Origin of the sequence: Zhongshania borealis (genome assembly GCF_039539625.1) — a bacterium.
Classification (GTDB): domain Bacteria; phylum Pseudomonadota; class Gammaproteobacteria; order Pseudomonadales; family Spongiibacteraceae; genus Spongiibacter; species Spongiibacter borealis.
The window spans coordinates 39,508-57,562 of sequence record NZ_BAABDM010000009.1 but is presented as its reverse complement, the minus strand read 5'-3'; the positions used below and the strand labels follow the sequence as shown (position 1 = coordinate 57,562).

Genomic DNA, 18,055 nt, shown 5'->3' with positions numbered 1-18,055 from the left:
TACCGATCTACGAAGAATCAGGTTATTTTTACGAAGAATATCCTGCTGGCACTAATATTATCGACGCTTTTCATGCCAACATTGGCGGCAGCGCAAAGCAAGCGAAAAATTTCCGCGCTCGAGGAAGTTGTGGTGACTGCACGAAAACGCAGCGAAAGCCAGCAGGACGTGCCTTTGGCGGTCACTGCGGTTTCCAGCGAAGAAATGGCGTCTCAGAATATTTCTACTATTGCCGATATTGCTCGAATCGCTCCGGGTCTGGATCAGCGTGAAGGTCGTAAACAGGGGGCATTCGCTATTCGTGGCGTGGGTCAGGTCCGGCTTACGGATCTGCAGTCCGACCCTGGGGTCGCTGTTTATTTAGACGGTATGTTCCTCGCTCGCAATGATAGCCAGCTTGTGGATACCGTTGCAATACAGAGTGTTCAAGTCTTGAGGGGGCCGCAGGGCACATTATTCGGGAAAAATAGCGTAGGTGGGGCGATTTTAGTTACCACTAAAGACCCATCGGATGAATTTGCCATTGGGCTAAGTAGTAAACTTGATAGTTTGGGGCAGCGAGACGCGCGAATTTCAATCGATATTCCGCTGGTTGACGATAGGCTCTTTTCGAAATGGACGTTTGGGTCAATTCGCTCGGATGGCTATGCCGAAGATGTGGATACTGGTAAGGAATTGGGTGACGACGATCGCTTGCTGGCTGCGCTCCAGGTGTTGTGGAACGTCAATGACGACATGGAGTTGAAAGGGCTAGCTTATTTCAATAAGCAAGAGGAAAACATTCCTCCCTATTACTGTGAGCAGATAACGCTGAGTTCCTCACTGAGTTACGCTCGTACGCCTGGACGGCCAGAGGCATACCACGAAGCGTGTAGTAACGCAGAAAAATTGATAGGTACCGGAAAAATTCAGACCGAAAACTTCGGTAATAAATTCTCATCGCGCGATGCTTTGTTTGGCGTTAGTTTAACGTGGGATCTACCGATGGGCACCTTTAAAAGCATCACTTCCTATGCACTCAAGGGAGATAATAATAATGATTATGACATTGATGCCACCGATTTATTGATAGTTCGAAATACAGAATTCACTAGAGAACAACTTAAACGACAGGGTATTTATGATAAGGACGGAAGCCGCTACACACTAGGGAATGAGTTGCAATTTTCGGGCAGCGCGCTAACGGATCGCTTACAGTACACGGTTGGGGTTTTTGCTTCTTGGGAGTCGATGGATAATCAGATTGCCGGGCAAGCGCTGACTCGGGAAAGCTGGGTTGGCTTTGAGAGTCTTCCAGGTTTACCAAGTCTTAGCGATATATGTACCTTGGGGGGGCTACTTGGTGAAAAGTGTCTATATGTACGGGGCATAAATACTTCGACACTAAGTTCGTTTGATAACACATCGTATGCTGCTTTTTCACAAGTTCTTTTCGATATCACCCCCACGCTCCATATCACCGGCGGGCTGCGTTACTCCTATGAGAAACGCGAAATGTTATTGGAGGAATTTGGATCGCAGAGTGTGCCGCCCCCAATTCCTGGCGTTCTTCCCTGGCCTGAATTTATTGCCAATGAATTACCTATTACGGTTATGACAGAAACTCAGTTCAATATGCTGGAAGGTATTGAGAATCCACTGTCGAGAGGTCCTAAAAAGACGGGCGAAGTTACTTTTGAACGCTTGTCGCCAATGATGAGTTTGTCCTTGGATGTGTCTGAACATTTTAGCTGGGAGCAGATTGATGCCTTGATGGCTTACGTTACTTTTAGCGAAGGTTTCAAGTCCGGAGGACTAAATGTTGTATTAGGTGATATTGAGCCCTATGACCCCGAATACGTGATCAGTACTGAAGTCGGGGTTAAAATTGATGCTTTGCAGCGGCGTATGCGGCTTAATTTAGCCCTATATAATTCCGATTATAAAGACGTTCAGATACTGGTTACCAAGGCATCATCACTCGGTGCTCCCCAAAATATAACCAACAATGCAGGCTTGGCGAAGATGCAAGGTGCGGAAATGGAGCTTACTTGGTTGTTGAGTGATGCTTGGATGCTACGTGCTAGTGGAAACTATATTGATGCGCGAATCCTGGAATACGACGATGAGGTATTGGATCCGGTTAGCGCTGAACCAATTGCTATTGACCGCAGCGGTGAACCATTCCCATATATACCACGTTATGTGTACAGCCTGTCAGCGAACTATTCGTTGAGAACTAACGCCGGTGACTTTGACTTTGTACTTAGTCGCAATACTAGGTCGGATCAGTTTATGGGTAGTGACGCTGCTGCCGGCTTACCACAGTTTCGCGCGCAGGCCACAATTGATGGTGTGACGACATGGTCCGGACGAGCAACTTGGATCCCTTGGAATGATCAAGGTCTGCGAATTTCCCTATTTGGTAACAATCTCGCTGATGAGGAATACGTGGCGTCTGGGTCCGCGACGTATTCAGGATTTGGAACTAACGCGATCACACTAGGAAAAGTCAGACATATTGGCCTCGAGCTGAATTATGAATTTCATTGATTGAAATGGCGCGGATAAATAGGTCGATAAATGCCAATCTACTCTGCGAATAGGGCTAGATCGAGATGAGAGCATGAGTCCCCAAAAAATAATAATAAAGGAGTAGTGCTAGTGAAGAATTATATATTTTTGTATAGCTGGTTCCTTATCTTGTTCGTTTTCGGGTGTTCTTTCGACGAAACTAAGCAAGGTACAGAAAATGAAAGCGCACCACTTGTTGACGAGCCAACAGTGCCTTTGGCTCAAAGTACTACTGACTATCCGGGCGGCTTTTGGGAGCCTCCGGAAGCGATTTACGGAGTTACTTTAGTTAGTGACGTTGTTATCGCGATGAGTGACGGCACTGACTTAGTTGCGGATGTCTACGCTCCTACAGGTCTGTCCAATGGTGAGATTGCTCAGGGCATTTTCCCGGTAATGCTCCAGCAGAGTCCTTACAACACAGCACAGGAAGCTGGTACGGCCCTTGACACCGCTGACTACTTCGTTGAGCGTGGCTATATTTTTGTGGATGTAGATGTGCGTGGGTCTGGGCGTTCCGGTGGCAGCGGCAGCTTCATGGGCCCGCAAGATCAACTTGACGGTATTGAGCTTGCCAACTGGGCTGCGAATACCTTGTCTGGATCGGATGGTCGCGTTGTGCTTTTTGGGTGTTCTTACCGCGGGCATAGCGCGATGTATACCGCAGCCGTTCTGGGTGTTAATTCTCCTGTTAAAGCGATGATTGCATCATGTGCAGGGGGGGATCCATACCGGGAAATTCATATGCTCCAAGGTATTCCGTCGGTATCCTGGCGCTTTGCCGGGCTCGCGTCGCCAATTGTTTTCGGTCCGAGCTTTATTAATTACGCTGCCACAAATTATGCTGACTCACAAACCCATGACTTGGACGGTCAGGCTGGCGACAATGCCTACTATCGTGATTACTGGCAGCATCGAGATCATATTGCAGATGCAATGGGTATTGCTGAATCTGGTATCCCGGTGCTTATTCAAGCTGGATGGGATGACAGTGGGTCGGGCGGTGTCGACGTTTACAATTCTCTCCAGAATGCCTTTCACAATCGCGATCCTTTCAGTTCATTGATGCACGGAGAGGCCGTTAGTGATCGGTACCAGCTCATTGTAGGGAACTGGGGGCACGGTGATGGCCTAGATGATGGCATTATGTACCAATGGCTTGAACGCTGGCTTGAGGATATCGACACAGGAATCGACACTTTAACACCAATGCATATGCAGGTGATCGAACCCGGTAATACCGGTCGTTGGATTAATTCCGGCGGCTATCCGCTTACGTCTGCCTACACTCGCTACTTTATGCATTCAAGCGGTTTGCTGTCTATAGCGGCGCCGGTTGAGGCTGGAACCACTAGCCTTGTTTGGGCTCCTCCCAGTGTTGAGGGTGCCTTGATTGACTTCACCACGGCTCCCTTGGAGAGCGGTGCGATGATTGGAGGACCCGTTGCAGCCACTGTCTACGTTAGTTCGAGTAATACTAATCTAATGCTTGTTGCGAAGCTTTACGATGTGGCTCCCGACGGCACTGAATTCGAGATTACGCGCTCAGCAGTGATGGGCAGCATGATAGCCAAGGATGGCGGAGTGAAGAGCTGGAAAGATGATAACGGCCTCCAAATTCGCCCCTATCTTTTGCTTGAGTCAGATGAGTACTTGGTGCCGAATCAGGCCTACGAGGTAAATCTCCCATTTTTGCATCGCGTTTACGGTGTGTTGCCAGGCCACGCGATCCGCCTCTCGCTCCGAACGCAAGAGGCCGCTACAGATTGTTCGTTGTCAGTGCAAGTTTACTTTCGTAGTGTGCCGCGCGCCTGCGATCCGCGACTAGGGTTAATGGCGACGCTCCTAGGTGGCAACTATATGCTGCAGATAGGTGGTGTAACCCCCTCCACGCTACAGCTACCACTGATGGCCTACGACGAGATGCCCGGTGTGGCCAAAGGTAAAACACCTACTAGTGACGGCTTTGAAATACCTCAAAATTGGGGGCAAGAGCCGTGAGTTGTTTATCTAATTCGTGTTTGTATTAGCGCTTTAGGTTCGAGCTATCGATCTCGATGCTCATGCAAGAATGATAACGTGGCATGTGGATTTATCATTTGAATGCTTCCCTAAAGCAATCTACCTTTTACGTATAGAGAGAGTGCCAGTTTTAGTGGAAATTATATTAAAACTGCGATTAGGTATTTTCATTGCCAACAACTGCAGTCTGATTTAAATCACGGGCAGAGGAATAGAAAATCAATGAGTGGTTACGAAGAGCTACAAAAATCAGAAGAATTTAAAGAGCAGTTTGCCGCGGATCCTCTAAATTTTTTGGATTTTGAAAAAGAGATCGTATTCTCTCTTGATCCTATTGATTTAGATATGATTCGTTTGTCGTTAGCGCAAAAGAAATTCTCTGCGGCTAAAGAAAGCATCGCAATGGTTGGTCGCATGGCGGTTCAAAATAATATTTCTGAAATTGATAATTTTAATGATCTTTTGCCACTCTGCTACAACCAAGAGACCTACAAAGGGTATCCCCAAGCGTGGTTGGAGTCTGGTGATTTTACGCGTATGACCAAATGGTTGAGTAAGCTATGTGCGGCTGATTTAAGTTGTGTAGATGCTTCCTCCTGCGAGCTAATTGAAGACTGGATGCGTGTACTCAAAGAGCAGTCAGATGTAGACCTGATGATGTCGGCTGGTGCTGAAGGTAAAGCTTCCTTTTTACCGCGAACCAAGCAGGAATGGGATATGTTAATGGAGATTACATACTCAGGATTTTCAAAGTGTGACGGGCCTAATGGCGAGTCAATTGCATTGCGACCGGGAACAGATCGAGTCCCATTGGTGTATCCGGGAGCCCGCCGAGGTGCGCGAAGCTGGCGTTTTATGGATTTTTACGAAGCTAAATTTGGTGAAGGTCTAGTAGACGCTCCCTTAGGTTATGTGGATTCTGACCTTGTTAGTCTCGCGGGTAGAATTCGCGAGGCAAGCAGAAAAGGCGAAGCGGGTTCGCTGCAGATCAATCCAAAACTTCTTGAAAGAAAAGCAGATGTCGCCCGTAGTAACGCAGAGCTTCCTAAACAATTTATGGGACTTATGGATCGCATGATGAATAAGTACCGTGGTGAACGAATTATTTTCTACGGTAGCATGAAAATCATATATAACCTTGCCCAGAAATTTAGAGAGCAGGGTGTAAAAGGAGCTTACAGTCCAGACTCCTTCATTATCTGTGGCGGGGGATTTGATGGTGACAAAGCACCTCAAAATTGGAAAAAAGAAGTGACTGATGCATTGGGCTTGTACGACGGACAACTCCGTGTCGGTTATGGGATGCAGGAAGGCTTATGGGCGATGGAGGCCTGCGAATATGATAAATATCATGTCCCGACAACAATTATCCCCTTCGTTCTCGATGAAGATAGCGATGAGCCACTACCCCGAACAGGTTGTCAAACTGGACGCTACGCATTCTTCGACTTATTGCCAGTAACATCGTGGGGCGGTTATATCACTAGTGACCAAGTTACGATGACATTTGATCAGCCTTGTGCTTGTGGTCAAAAAGGTGTCTATATCGAAACGACAATTAACAAGGTCGTATCTCGAACGGACGATAAGATTGGATGCGCAGGTACGTCCAGTGCAGTTGAAGAAGCGACTGAGTTTCTACTCAAAGGCTAATCCGAATAATAAAAATTAGACAGGACAATTTTTATGAAGTATCAGATACCCATTGTTGCGCGTGGTGAAGTTATCGAGGACTACGAAGTTACTTGCGAGGGTCGATACGGCGTCAGCTTTGAATGCCCAGATCCGAATAAGTATATGTCCAAAATTGTTTTGCCTAGTAGAAGGGAAATGGATGCCTTGTATCAGATTTCTCTTGATGATGTGATTGATTACTTGATTGAATTTGGTAAGCATTTGGATGTTGAGACGAATCCGCATCTGCAGTGGGCAGTTGAATTGTCTAGAGTATTTAATGACGTTTCATCGGACCTTGTTAAGCGAGCGCTAACGGTAAACCAGGGATTTTGTCGGCGTGAAATGCTAGAGGCGATGATTGATACGGTGGGGCGCGAGCATCTCGATGGCTGGGCTCCCTACGAGCGAATGAATGGACGCATTGCGCATATACATGCTTTCGGCGTGCCAACTGCACACATAATTGCAGGCAACGGGCCGGCACCCGCGATGATGACCTTTGTGCGTAATGCTTTGGTTAGAGGCTACGCCATGGTCAAAATTCCTTCCAACGAATTGGGTACGGCCGTCGCCCTTGCTAGAACAGCAATTGATATGGCACCAGATCATCCCCTGACCAAAAGCTTCTCAGCTGTTTATTGGCGTGGCGGTGACGAAAAATTCGAGAATAATCTCTATCACCCAAAAAATGTTGAACGCATTGTGGCCTGGGGTGGTTATGAGTCAATTAAACATATTTCTAAGTATGTGCGTCCAGGTATCGACCTTATGGCTTTCGACCCCAAAATAAGCCGATCTATTGTTGGTGGGGACACGTTTAGCTCTGACCTTATGATGCACGAGGCGGCTACTCGACTCGCAGATGATGTAGGAAATGGCAATCAGAATGGGTGTACCAATTCACGGGTTACTTACGCTGTTTGTGATATGAGCGACGAATCAATAGCCAAGGTAAAGCAATTTTCGCAGATGGTGTTTGATGAAATCCAGAATCTTCCAGAAGAGACAAGTTCAGAAGCGATTCATATGGATCCATCCTTCTTATCAAAAGTTGATTCTCTGTCATTACTCGATGATGAGTATCACGTGATCGGGGGGGATAAACGTGGTGGCGTAATTGTGTCTCTATTGGGAGACCAAGTAGATTTCGCCGATGAACTTAAATATAGGACGATCAACATTGTGCCGGTAAAGGATTACAGCACTATGCTGAAGTACTTTACTCGAGATGTACAGACGGTAGGGGTTTACCCTGAATATTTGCGCGACGAATTACGTACCACATTGGCCCTGCATGGCGTGCAGCGAATTACCTCGCTTGGCTATATGCGCGAATACAATGCCTCTATCGATCCTCATGACGGCAATGAAGCATTGCGCAAAATGTGCACCTGGGTAGTTTCTGAAGATTGCATGACAAATTATTCACCAGCTCAGTGGCGTAAATTGGCCTAAAGGGTAGGTATGCAGATAATGAAAAAATTGAATTTAGATGAGTACTTAGACAGCCCCAAGAATTTGGTGTTTAAGTCGGAAGTAGAACTGCGTTCCTTAGAACGAGAGGATGTGGAAATATTTCAGTTGGAAGCGGCTCGACGCAAGTTGGCGCGACAGGCAAAACGGATTCCCGCGCTAGCTAAAAAACTGGGTGAGAAGGACCCTGCGGCGTGCGAAAGTTTTGATGACTTGATCCCGTTTTTATATTCAGATGGTGATTATAAGAGTTATGACAAGTCTTTCTTAAAAAACAAACAGTTCGATAAAATGACTGCTTGGCTTAATGAATACACTTCCTATGATCTATCGAGTGTTGAAATGACGGGTTGCGAAAACCTCTCTGAATGGTGTGAGCGACTTTATAAACAAGCCAATATATTTATCTGTCACTCATCAGGCACAAGTGGAACTTTAAGTTTTGTTCCTCGTTCACAGGCAGACAGAGATTTAATAGTAGATTCCCTGGCGGGCGCCAATCCGGATCTGTTTGATGTAAACGAGAGACAGAATGACGTCGATTTTTTTACCATGAGTCCACGCCGTAGTTTTCGTATTACTCAGGTTCTCTACGATGGATTAGAGGGCAAGTATCTGAAAAACCCGGTGCAGTCTCCATTCGGCAGTTTCGTTAGTCCCGAAATGACAATAGCCATGAGTAAATTACGAAAGGCAGCTGAAAATGACACGCTTGAAGAATGTCTTAAGGACCCAGTCGTTGCGTCTTGTGCTGCCGATGTTGGGCGTTTTACAAATGAAGCACCGGAACGTATCCGTAATTGGATTGCAAATATAAAGAATAATTATATCGGAAAAAGTATCTATTTCATGGGTACATTTGATCACGCATGGGAACTAACTCAGACTTTTCAAAAGTCAGGCTTAACGGGTGCCTTCTCTCCGAATTCGGTGTTTGCAGTATTCGGTGGCGTTAAGAAAGGAACGATATTACCAGGCGATTGGCGTCAGCAATTTAAGGCGGCAATGGGTACTGAAAAAATTGTCACAGCCTGGGGAATGTCTGAACTTGCGGCAGCAGCTGCCAGCGAATGTCCTGAGGGCATGTACCATTTTAACGTATACACCATTCCCTTTGTTATCGATCCGAGAACAGGTAAGGCACTTCCTCGAAAAGGTACTCAAAACGGCCAGTTGGCGGCGTTGGAATTAGTATCTGAAGATTGTTGGGGCGGTATTGTTACCGGTGATTCTGGAACGGTGCATTGGGACAAAGCCTGTGCTTGCGGCCTAAATAATGGCCCCTTGCTGGAGTTAGCAATAGAACGACTTTAGTTGGTTTTGTAGAGTAATAGCCGGTATATAAAAATATAACAGAAACGGAGTGACGAACATGAGTAACAATCCAACAGCTATAAAGATGACTGGAGCCACTGCCATGTGGAGTATGCTTCTAGAGGAAGGCGTTGACTGTGTTTTTGGCGTTTGCGGTATTACTAATGTACCGATGTTGCATGATCTCTATAGCTTATCCGGCATAAAATTTGTGCACACTGCGAATGAATCCGCGGCGATGGGCATGGCAGATGGATACTCAAGAAGCAGTGGGAAAATTGGCGTAGTTGTTGTCCACAGTGCAGCCGGATTGTCCTACGCAATGGCGAACCTGCAAAATGCTTATGCTGCTGGTAGCCGCGTTCTGGTCATTGTTGGTCAGCAGGATGCACCGCGGGCTTGGGTTGAACGTTTTATGGGTATCGACATAAAGCCCATGGTAAGTCAGGTATCTAAAAGCTGTTGGGAAATTACCACGGCTGCTGATGTGCAGTTGTCAGTGAACAGAGCCTTACGTGACATCAAGGCGCCTTCACCGCGACCAGTTGTGTTATCAATGACAACTGAGGTTCAGAAGGCAACGATCGAATATCGTCAATTGCCACCGAAAGGCCGATCCCTTGAGCTCGATATATTGCCATCGGAAAGCGCTTTGTTAGCGGCAGTGAAGCTAATAACTGAGGCTAAAAGCCCGGTAATTTTTGCAAGCCGAATAGTGGCCGACTTAGACGCGGTTGCCGAATTAGTAAAGTTTGCGGAAGTTGTAGGTGCGCCAGTTTACACCGGTAACGAAGATAAGCTCATATTTCCAAGCGGGAACCCTTTGAGTCGAGGTATGGTGGTACAGCAAAGTGTCTTTATGCGCAATATGGCGGCATCGGCAGATGTACTTATCACGATTGGTAACGAGCTCTTTAAGTACTCGGATGCGCCAGCTGAGCCTGTAGTCTCGGAATCCACTAAAGTGATACAAATTGATCTGGATTCCCGGGAGTTGGCGAAATTCTGTTCGACCGAATTGGCTATGCTAGCGAATCCAAAACTTGCCCTTACTGCATTGAGTGAGCGTCTCTGCGATGTCATAGATGCTGAAAAGCGTGCCGTACGAGTCGCGCAAATAACCGAGGATTATCGTAAGCGGGAGCAGTTCGTAGAAAATTGTTTGAATCAAGATTGGCAGTCTACTCCAATTCGCTGGGGCGCTGCATTTCGCGAAATTGAAAATGCATTACCCGACGATGTCATTGTGGTAGATGAGCTTGCATCCTTCTATGGTCAGTTGCCCAAGGTAATTAAATTTAATCGTCCCGGTAGCTATTTCGGTCATTGTGAAGCTCTTGGCTGGGGTTTGCCTGCAACTCTGGGTGTCGCGTTAGGTTCGCCGAATAAACCAGTTGTAGGTATTCTCGGTGACGGCGGTGCACTATTTTGTATTCAGGCATTGTGGAGCGCTGCTAAGTACGAAATCCCTGCTGTCATGGTTATTCTTAATAATGGTGGCTATGGCTGTATGAGGGGGCTATTCATGATGCATGGCTTCGAGGTTGAGTCTCCGATGGACCCGGCTGGTGGTGAATCCTACGACGTTGGTGAACTCAGTTTGTGCGAAATGGCCTCGAGTTTTGGGGTCGCAGCGAAGCGGGTCGACGATCCTACAAAAATCCAACCCGTTATAAAGGAAATGATTGCGCTCAGAAAACCTGCACTCGTGGAAATTATGGTTTGTCCTGACGGATCAGGTCTTTACGATATGGTTATGGAATTCTATCAGTAAGGTCTACCCTTCGTGCTCTAGCGTGCTTTGTCCTGGGGCTAATGATCCACGGACATAATGTAGAAAAATAATATTAATATGTAGGTGTTTATTATGACTGGTTGTCCATATCAAAACATACTCTCACCGGATCTATATGAAAAAGGGGGGCACCATGCGGCACTTCGAGAATTGCGTGAGGTCGCAACGGCGTCAATCATTAAAATTGACGATCCACTGACTAATATCCCATATTGGACAGTTATGAGTCGTGATCTTGCTGACGAGATATGCAAGAACCCGCAGATTTTTTCCAGTACAGCGCGAACAGCGCTACCAATGGAGCTCGAAGAAGCGAAAATCAATGCTCAGGCACAAATGCTTGTAAATATGGATCCACCTAGGCACCAAAAGTATCGGCGTATTGCACGAAACGCCTTTACGCCTAAGGCGGTTGAGGCCTACCACGATACGTTCAAAAGCTATGCAAAGGAAATCGTTGACGCTGTCGCCAGTCGTGGGGAATGTGAATTCATTAGTGAGGTGGCCGCTGAGTTGCCGTTAATGGCTATTCTTGACTTATGCGGTGTGCCTAAGGAAGACAGAAAGAAAATATTCGAATGGACTAATGAAATGTTTTTCCAGGAAGACTCGGATATAAGTGGTGATGATCCTCAGGCGCGGGCTGATGCAGCAGCGGCAAATATGTATTTTTACGCAGATGAATTGGCAAAGCGGCATCGAGATGAGCCCCTCAATAATATCGTTGGCGCATTGCTCGATGGCGTTGTCGAAGGAGAAAATTTGACCACTGGTGAATTTCAAATGTTTTTCCTAATGTTGATTGCTGCCGGTAACGAGAGCACGCGCTCGGTAACTGCTCATGGTATGCGCCTGCTTATGGAGAATCCGGAACAGCTACAATTGTTGATAGACAATCCGTCAATGATTCCCGATGCAATTGAAGAAATTCTCCGTTATAACCCCGCCTTTGTTGGTATGCGCCGTACTGTTATGCAGGATATCGAATTGGACGGAGTACAGTTGAAAAAAGGTGACAAACTTATTCTCAACTGGCACCTGATCAATACTGATGAATCTGTTTTCAACGACCCATTTGTATTTGATATTACTCGTGGCCAACGTATGCCTGAGCTTCATCGGGAGCATCGGGCTTTCGGTATCGGTCAGCACTTCTGTTTGGGCTCACATCTCGCACGTTTGGAGCTCGACGTGGTATTTAATGAAGTGTTGCCACGCTTACGCAATCCAAAATTTGCAGAGCCAGTTAAGTATGTTCGTGATTACTTTGTTAACGGTATTAAAGAAATGAAAATAACTTTCGATCCAGAGGTTTCTGGATAGACTAATGTCCGTCTATTCTAATTTAGATGGAGCGTTCTAATTACAATAATTATTTTACGATTTGGTGAGGTTTCTATGATCGACTATTTGGCAAAACTAGCGGATGAACCAAAAACGTTTGTGCATGGACGCTACAATGAAGGTTTCGAGGTTCATGGAAGCGAACTAGATGAATATTATTTGATTGCTGCAAAGAAAAAGTTCGAATCGATTAAGCACAAAATACCTACCTTAGAACGTCTAGCGGCTGAACAGGGTGTTGACTCTATAGAGTCAACTGATGACCTAGTTAAAGTTTTGTTCCCGCATACAGTCTATAAATCTTATCCATTATCTTATCTCGAGAAAGGACAGTTTAAAAAGCTAACTAAGTGGATGAATGGTTTGACCGCCGAAGATCTCTCAACAATTGATGCCAGTGAGTGTAAATCGATTGATGAGTGGATTGATCTCTTGGAGGAGCATACTAATCTGACTTTGTGCCATTCCTCTGGTACTACCGGAAAACTATCATTCATCCCGAGAAATAAAACAGAATCGAGAGAACCTAATTTACTGATGAGGAACCTAATTCGCGACTGGTTTGGCGATAATTCGGGTCCTGACATGATTGAGAACCCTTTGCCATTGATTTTCCCGTCTTATAAGCGCGGTTACCAAACAATGATACGGACATCTCAATCGCAGGCAGAACTGTTTGGTATGACAGACGAGAACAGTTTGTACTTGTACGACGACAAATTGAGCGCAGATATCGCCTCATTGGGTGGAAGAATAAGGGCTGCAGAGGCTCGTGGCGAATTGGGCCAACTTGAGATTAGCCCAGAATTAATAGCAAAAAAAGATGAGTTTATTGCGCGCGAAATGGTTAAGAAACAGCGTACAAAGGAGTTTTACGCTGAGGCTGTAGAGCGATTTGGTGGTAAACCTATTTACATGTGCACAGTTTGGACAATGTTGTACGACGCCATGTCAGAGGCAAAGTCCCAAGGATATTCAGATATTTTTGGGGAAGACAGTGTTCTGATTACTGGAGGAGGTAATAAGGGTGTTGCGCTTCCAGATGGATGGAAAGAAATGATCTATGAGGTTACGGGATTTTCTCGAGCCTATGAATTGTATGGTATGAGTGAAATGACGACGCCATTCGTTCAGTGCGAACATGAAAATTACCATATACCCCCGACGATTATACCTTTTGTACTAGATCCTATCAGTGGCGAAGCATTACCACGATCTGCGAAGCAGGTCGGCCGATTCGCGTTTTTGGATCTTATACCTGAAACCTACTGGGGCGGGTTCATTAGTGGTGATGAGGTTACTTTATCGGGATACGACAACGTGTGTGACTGTGGTCGGAAAGGTGCCTATGTTTGTGGAGAGGTGCGACGTTACAGCGAGAAGGAAGGCGGCGATGATAAGATAAATTGTTCAGGAGCTCCCGAAGCGCATGATAAGGCGCTGGAATTTTTGATTAACGCATCTGCTCAGATATGAGCACGAAATCAAACTTAAAGGAGCGAATTTTATGAGTAAAATGTTTGATGTCCCATTAATTGTGCGGGGAGAAGTTATAGAAGATTACTCGGTTGAGTATGGTGGTCGCCAGGAGGGGAGTGGATTTAGATCGGCCAACGCCGCAGATTATATAGATAAAATTGTGTTGAATAAACCGTCTGCCATGGCGGATCTCTACTCACTGACCATTGAAGAGATAGCAAACTATTTGTGCCGTTTGGGTGAGCGTCTGACATTTTCTGATAATGTGTATATGCAAGAAGCGTTTGAACTGTCAAAGAAAACATCTGGCCTTTCAGAACCAATATTACGTTCGATTTACGAAGGTATTCCTGGGATATTTAATAAGCAAGGCTTGTTAAGGTCAATTGATCATACCGTAGGTATCAACTTTCTGGATGGCTGGGTCTCTATAAGAGAAGGGGTTCAAATTCGTGCATTTGGCGCTCGAGCAGTTCATGTTATTGCGGGCAATGCGCCAATGGTTGGTGTTGCTACCATAGTTAGAAATGCGCTTACGCGAAGTGACGCCATTATTAAGGCACCGTCAAATGACCCTCTTACGACCACGGCAGTAGCCCGAACGATGATTGACATGGACCCTGATCACCCCGTCACTAAACATCTTACTGTTGCATACTGGAAAGGGGGGGATAAATCATTTGAAGAAGAGCTTTATAGGCCCAAAAACATAGAAAAAATTATTGCTTGGGGTGGATTTACTAGTATTAAACACATCTCGGGCTACCTACAGCCAGGTATTGATTTGATTACTTTGGATCCGAAACAAAGTGGCACAATAATAGGTTCTGAAGCCTTTGCTGACGAAGAAACTATGAAAAGTGTTGCAAGCAGGGCAGCGCTGGACGTTGGTGGTTTTAACCAAGAAGGCTGCTTGAATGCTCGAGTAATATATGTAGTTAGTGGCACAGATGACAAAGGCTTAGAAAGTGCCAAGCGTTTTGGTCGTGCTCTTTTTCAAGCAATTCAGGAGTTGCCAGACGCGATCAGTACGCCGCATCGCAATTTTGACCCGGATCTAAAGCAGGAAATTGATGGCCTTCGATTTGTTGTTGATGACTACACTGTGATTGGTGGAAAAGCCTCTGAAGGAGCGGTCATCGTGTCTCATGATAGTGAGCAAGTAGACTTTGCTCGGCAGCTTGCATGCCGTGTAGCAAATGTTGTTCCTATTGACACCGTCGAGACAGCAATTCAATCAGTAAATGCGTATACACAGACTATAGGGATCTATCCTGAATCCTTGAAGACAGAGATTAGAGATAGATTGGCTTACCAAGGTGGGCAGCGACTTGTCTCGCTGGGCGCTGCTATTAATCCGCCGTCGGATGCGCCTCAGGATGGTATCGAACCATTGCGAAGAATGTGCAAGTGGATTTTAGATGATACCCAGTAATATTTTCTGCGTGATCAAGTATATCCGCGGAGAGGGGTATTGTTCTAAGTCAGTTAAATGGCAAGGTTTTATCGCACGTGCCAATAAGGATACGTAATGAACCAACAATCGGGGATAAATAATAAAGTCCTTTTTGCTTACGGCGCGATCATGACTCCCGTTATGTACGGTTACGTATTAATGTTGATTATGTACATGAAATACGCGGTAGATGATTTGGGCGTTGAACCTGCTGTTGTAGGAGTAATATTTCTTATCGCGAAAGTTTGGGACGCAGTATCTGACCCAATAATTGGGAATGTGAGTGATCGAACTGAGCTAGAAGGTGGTAGACGTAAACCTTGGCTACTTATCGCTGCGCCATTAATCGCTGTATTTGGTGTAATGGCGTGGTCACCGCCGGATTCTCTTCATGGTGTTCAGTTGAGCCTTTGGGTTGGGGTCGCTGTTATTGGATTTTATACCGCTTTTACCATGTTTGATGTGCCGCATATGGCACTTGGAGCGGAAATTACATTAAAAACTAGCGAACGAGATAAAGTATTCGGCGTTCGTCAGTTTATGCGAATTTTGGGAACTGCGGCGGCAGGGATTTTAGGGACATACCTAGTTTCTCAAGGGGCGTCGTATGCAGAAGCGATGGCATATGCTCTTGGCTTGCTTACCGTTATTGTTGTTGTCACGGGTGTTTCGTTTTTGCCACCAGAGCGCGCGTCCTTTAAAGGGCGTGGTGGTTCAAACCCGTATAAAGCACTTCGGGATGTCTGGGTAAACCCTCACGCACGCTTATTACTTTTTGTCGTTTTTATTGATGCCATTGGCGTTGGAGGAATAGGTGTGCTCATGCCGTTTCTTGTCAATTATGTTATTAAGGAAGGTGATCTTTTACCGGTTTTTATGGCTTTAAATATGGCCGCGAGTTTAATAATGGTACCGGGATGGATATTTTTGGCTAAATATTTTGAGAAGGCTAAATTGCTCTTGTGGTCTTTCGTGGTAAGTGGTTTAGCTTATGGTTTAATTATACTGGTTGGTGAAAATGACTGGCACATTATGGTGGTAAGTTGTTTGCTTGCAGGTGGGGCAACCACTTGCACTCATGTACTAGGGTACTCATTGAAATCTGAGATTATAGATTGCGATGAATTCTTAACTGGTGAAAGGAAAGAGGGAACGTACTTCGCTGGGTGGAGTTTTGTAAATAAACTTGCTCATGGAATTATGATTGGTTTAGTTGGTTTTACTCTGCAGTGGTCTGATTTTCAGCCGAACATTGCAGAGCAATCACATCTTGTGAAACAGAATATTGTGCTTTTGATGGGCGGCCTACCGTTAGTATGTTTCCTTGTTGGAGCCTTAGTTTTCACGCGCTTTAGTTTGACGCCTGTTGAATATGCGAAGGTTCGTTTGGCACTTGATGCACGCGGTTGACGATGAGAAATTTAAATTAATGGAATGGTTGGTGTTGACTATATATTTACAATTACAATATGCGAAATAACAATACGTTTACGTTAATTAAGGTCGATTGAAAATAAAATTTTAATTTTATTTAATTCTAATGCGTCGTGGCGACTTAGCAGGATTATCATGAATGGCGCAATAGATTGCTGAAATGAAGTCAGATTATAATTAAGTATCATACTGCTAAGTGCCGCGTGTGGCAGGTAAAAATAAAAGTAGGAGTACGTTATGGCAAAATCGGAAGAATACTCACTTGGTCCGCACACTTTTCCTCGAGGTTGGTTTGTGGTGGCCGAAAGCACGGAACTTAATCGTGGGCCCATGGCTGTTCATTTTTTCGGTAAAGATCTTGCGTTGTATCGCGGCGAGAGTGGAGTCCCGGTGATGCTTGACGCTTATTGCCCTCATATGAAAACTCATCTTACTGCGTCAGACAGCGCGAACATCGTTATTGTCGGCAAGCAGATTGAAGGCGACTCGATTCGTTGTCCTTATCATGGCTGGCGATTTGGCCCCGATGGTCGCTGTGACAATATTCCTTATCACGATGGCCCAATTCCGCGATCAGCAGTGCTGGAGTCGTATCCTGTAGAGGAATCGATGGGTTGCGTCATGATGTGGTACGACCCGGAAGGCCGCAAGCCAGATTATTCAGCACCCTATTTGCAAGAGTGGAGTGATCCTCAGTGGATTCACTGGAAACTTGATCATCTCGGAGAATTGGCAATGCATCCCGTCGAAATTCTGGATAATATGGCTGATGCTCAACATTTAGGCCCTACTCATGGTGCGCCGTGTGAATATTTCGAAACGGAGTTTCGTGATCATCTATATGTGCAGCGTCAGGGTGGTGTTCATGCAGGGTATGGATGCATGCTAATGAGTTCCACATGGTATACCGGTCCAGGTATTCTACTTTCTAAGCAGTCTTTTGGTGATGTATTAACCTATGAGTTAATTGCAAATACTCCGGTGGACGATGGCTTGGTTAAGGTTTGGCATGGGGCCTTGTCTCGAGCCTCGAACATACCGCCAACGGAGAGTGATATCGCTGGCGCTCGCGAAATTCAAGCGGGGGCTTTAAAGGCATTTTCGTCTGATTTTAGTATTTGGAAACATAAAAAACCTGCTTTGCGCGTGCTACAAATTGCAAGCGATGGACAATTTGCAAAGGGACGTATTTGGTATAAGCAATTTTATGATCAACCAGAAAACGCTGGAGGATATCATGAGAAGGTCAATGGTAAGCATCATGTTAAAGGACTCGAAACACCGAGTTTTGAGGTGCTTGCTTTGGAGGAGGGGCTAATTCAGTGAGTTATATAAGACCTCGCGTTAGCTTGTGGTAGTGTTGCAGTATCATTTATATAGCTTGTGTTTTATTCATCCGGAGGTATTTCGATTAGGTGAATGGCGAGCTATAGCTGGGAAACGGCCCTGATTAAGGAAGTGCAGGACCGGGCTTCGATATAACGAAGGTGGTGTGCTCTGAAATTAAT

At 45.6% G+C, this 18,055-nt stretch carries 11 protein-coding genes; all 11 read left to right on the top strand.

Annotation, left to right across the window (positions count from 1 at the left end; translation table 11 throughout):
* Positions 1 to 132 precede the first annotated feature (132 nt).
* The 11 genes from ABD836_RS16620 (at position 133) to ABD836_RS16570 (ending at position 17,873) form a co-directional block, all read left to right on the top strand.
* Positions 133 to 2,532: a TonB-dependent receptor gene (locus ABD836_RS16620; protein ID WP_344938141.1), complete on the top strand. Its 2,400-nt coding sequence runs from the start codon at positions 133 to 135 to the stop codon at positions 2,530 to 2,532.
* 111 nt (positions 2,533 to 2,643) lie between these two features.
* Positions 2,644 to 4,554: a CocE/NonD family hydrolase gene (locus tag ABD836_RS16615; protein ID WP_344938139.1), complete on the top strand. Its 1,911-nt coding sequence runs from the start codon at positions 2,644 to 2,646 to the stop codon at positions 4,552 to 4,554.
* Between the two features lie 243 nt (positions 4,555 to 4,797).
* The gene (locus ABD836_RS16610; RefSeq protein WP_344938137.1) at positions 4,798 to 6,228 is read left to right on the top strand and encodes a long-chain-fatty-acid--protein ligase; all 1,431 of its coding nucleotides are present in this window, start codon (positions 4,798 to 4,800) and stop codon (positions 6,226 to 6,228) included.
* Positions 6,229 to 6,261: 33 nt separating this feature from the next.
* The gene (locus tag ABD836_RS16605) at positions 6,262 to 7,707 is read left to right on the top strand and encodes an acyl-CoA reductase (protein WP_344938135.1); all 1,446 of its coding nucleotides are present in this window, start codon (positions 6,262 to 6,264) and stop codon (positions 7,705 to 7,707) included.
* Between the two features lie 18 nt (positions 7,708 to 7,725).
* Positions 7,726 to 9,039 carry a phenylacetate--CoA ligase family protein gene (locus ABD836_RS16600; protein WP_344938134.1) on the top strand — a complete coding sequence of 438 codons (1,314 nt, stop codon included), beginning with the start codon at positions 7,726 to 7,728 and terminating at the stop codon, positions 9,037 to 9,039.
* 58 nt (positions 9,040 to 9,097) lie between these two features.
* Positions 9,098 to 10,813, top strand: a complete 1,716-nt coding sequence (locus tag ABD836_RS16595; protein WP_344938132.1) for a thiamine pyrophosphate-binding protein — start codon at positions 9,098 to 9,100, stop codon at positions 10,811 to 10,813.
* Positions 10,814 to 10,906: 93 nt separating this feature from the next.
* Complete coding sequence (locus ABD836_RS16590; protein ID WP_344938130.1) at positions 10,907 to 12,157, top strand: cytochrome P450; 1,251 nt, start codon at positions 10,907 to 10,909, stop codon at positions 12,155 to 12,157.
* A 75-nt stretch (positions 12,158 to 12,232) separates the two neighbouring features.
* Entirely contained in the window at positions 12,233 to 13,654 is a 1,422-nt protein-coding gene (locus tag ABD836_RS16585) for a long-chain-fatty-acid--protein ligase (protein WP_344938128.1), read from the top strand.
* Between the two features lie 31 nt (positions 13,655 to 13,685).
* A complete protein-coding gene (locus tag ABD836_RS16580) occupies positions 13,686 to 15,092 on the top strand; it encodes an acyl-CoA reductase (protein ID WP_344938126.1) in 1,407 nt (468 codons plus the stop codon).
* Between the two features lie 96 nt (positions 15,093 to 15,188).
* A complete protein-coding gene (locus tag ABD836_RS16575; protein ID WP_344938124.1) occupies positions 15,189 to 16,523 on the top strand; it encodes an MFS transporter in 1,335 nt (444 codons plus the stop codon).
* 261 nt (positions 16,524 to 16,784) lie between these two features.
* Positions 16,785 to 17,873 (top strand): Rieske 2Fe-2S domain-containing protein, encoded by a 1,089-nt coding sequence (locus ABD836_RS16570; protein WP_344938122.1) that lies wholly within the window; start codon positions 16,785 to 16,787, stop codon positions 17,871 to 17,873.
* The last annotated feature ends 182 nt before the right edge of the window (positions 17,874 to 18,055 follow it).

Coding starts and splice junctions, on each gene's coding strand:
- ABD836_RS16610 (WP_344938137.1), top strand. CDS start 4,798: ATGAGTGGTTACGAAGAGCTACAAAAATCAGAAGAATTTAAAGAGCAG.
- ABD836_RS16605 (WP_344938135.1), top strand. CDS start 6,262: ATGAAGTATCAGATACCCATTGTTGCGCGTGGTGAAGTTATCGAGGAC.
- ABD836_RS16600 (WP_344938134.1), top strand. CDS start 7,726: ATGAAAAAATTGAATTTAGATGAGTACTTAGACAGCCCCAAGAATTTG.
- ABD836_RS16595 (WP_344938132.1), top strand. CDS start 9,098: ATGAGTAACAATCCAACAGCTATAAAGATGACTGGAGCCACTGCCATG.
- ABD836_RS16590 (WP_344938130.1), top strand. CDS start 10,907: ATGACTGGTTGTCCATATCAAAACATACTCTCACCGGATCTATATGAA.
- ABD836_RS16585 (WP_344938128.1), top strand. CDS start 12,233: ATGATCGACTATTTGGCAAAACTAGCGGATGAACCAAAAACGTTTGTG.
- ABD836_RS16580 (WP_344938126.1), top strand. CDS start 13,686: ATGAGTAAAATGTTTGATGTCCCATTAATTGTGCGGGGAGAAGTTATA.
- ABD836_RS16575 (WP_344938124.1), top strand. CDS start 15,189: ATGAACCAACAATCGGGGATAAATAATAAAGTCCTTTTTGCTTACGGC.
- ABD836_RS16570 (WP_344938122.1), top strand. CDS start 16,785: ATGGCAAAATCGGAAGAATACTCACTTGGTCCGCACACTTTTCCTCGA.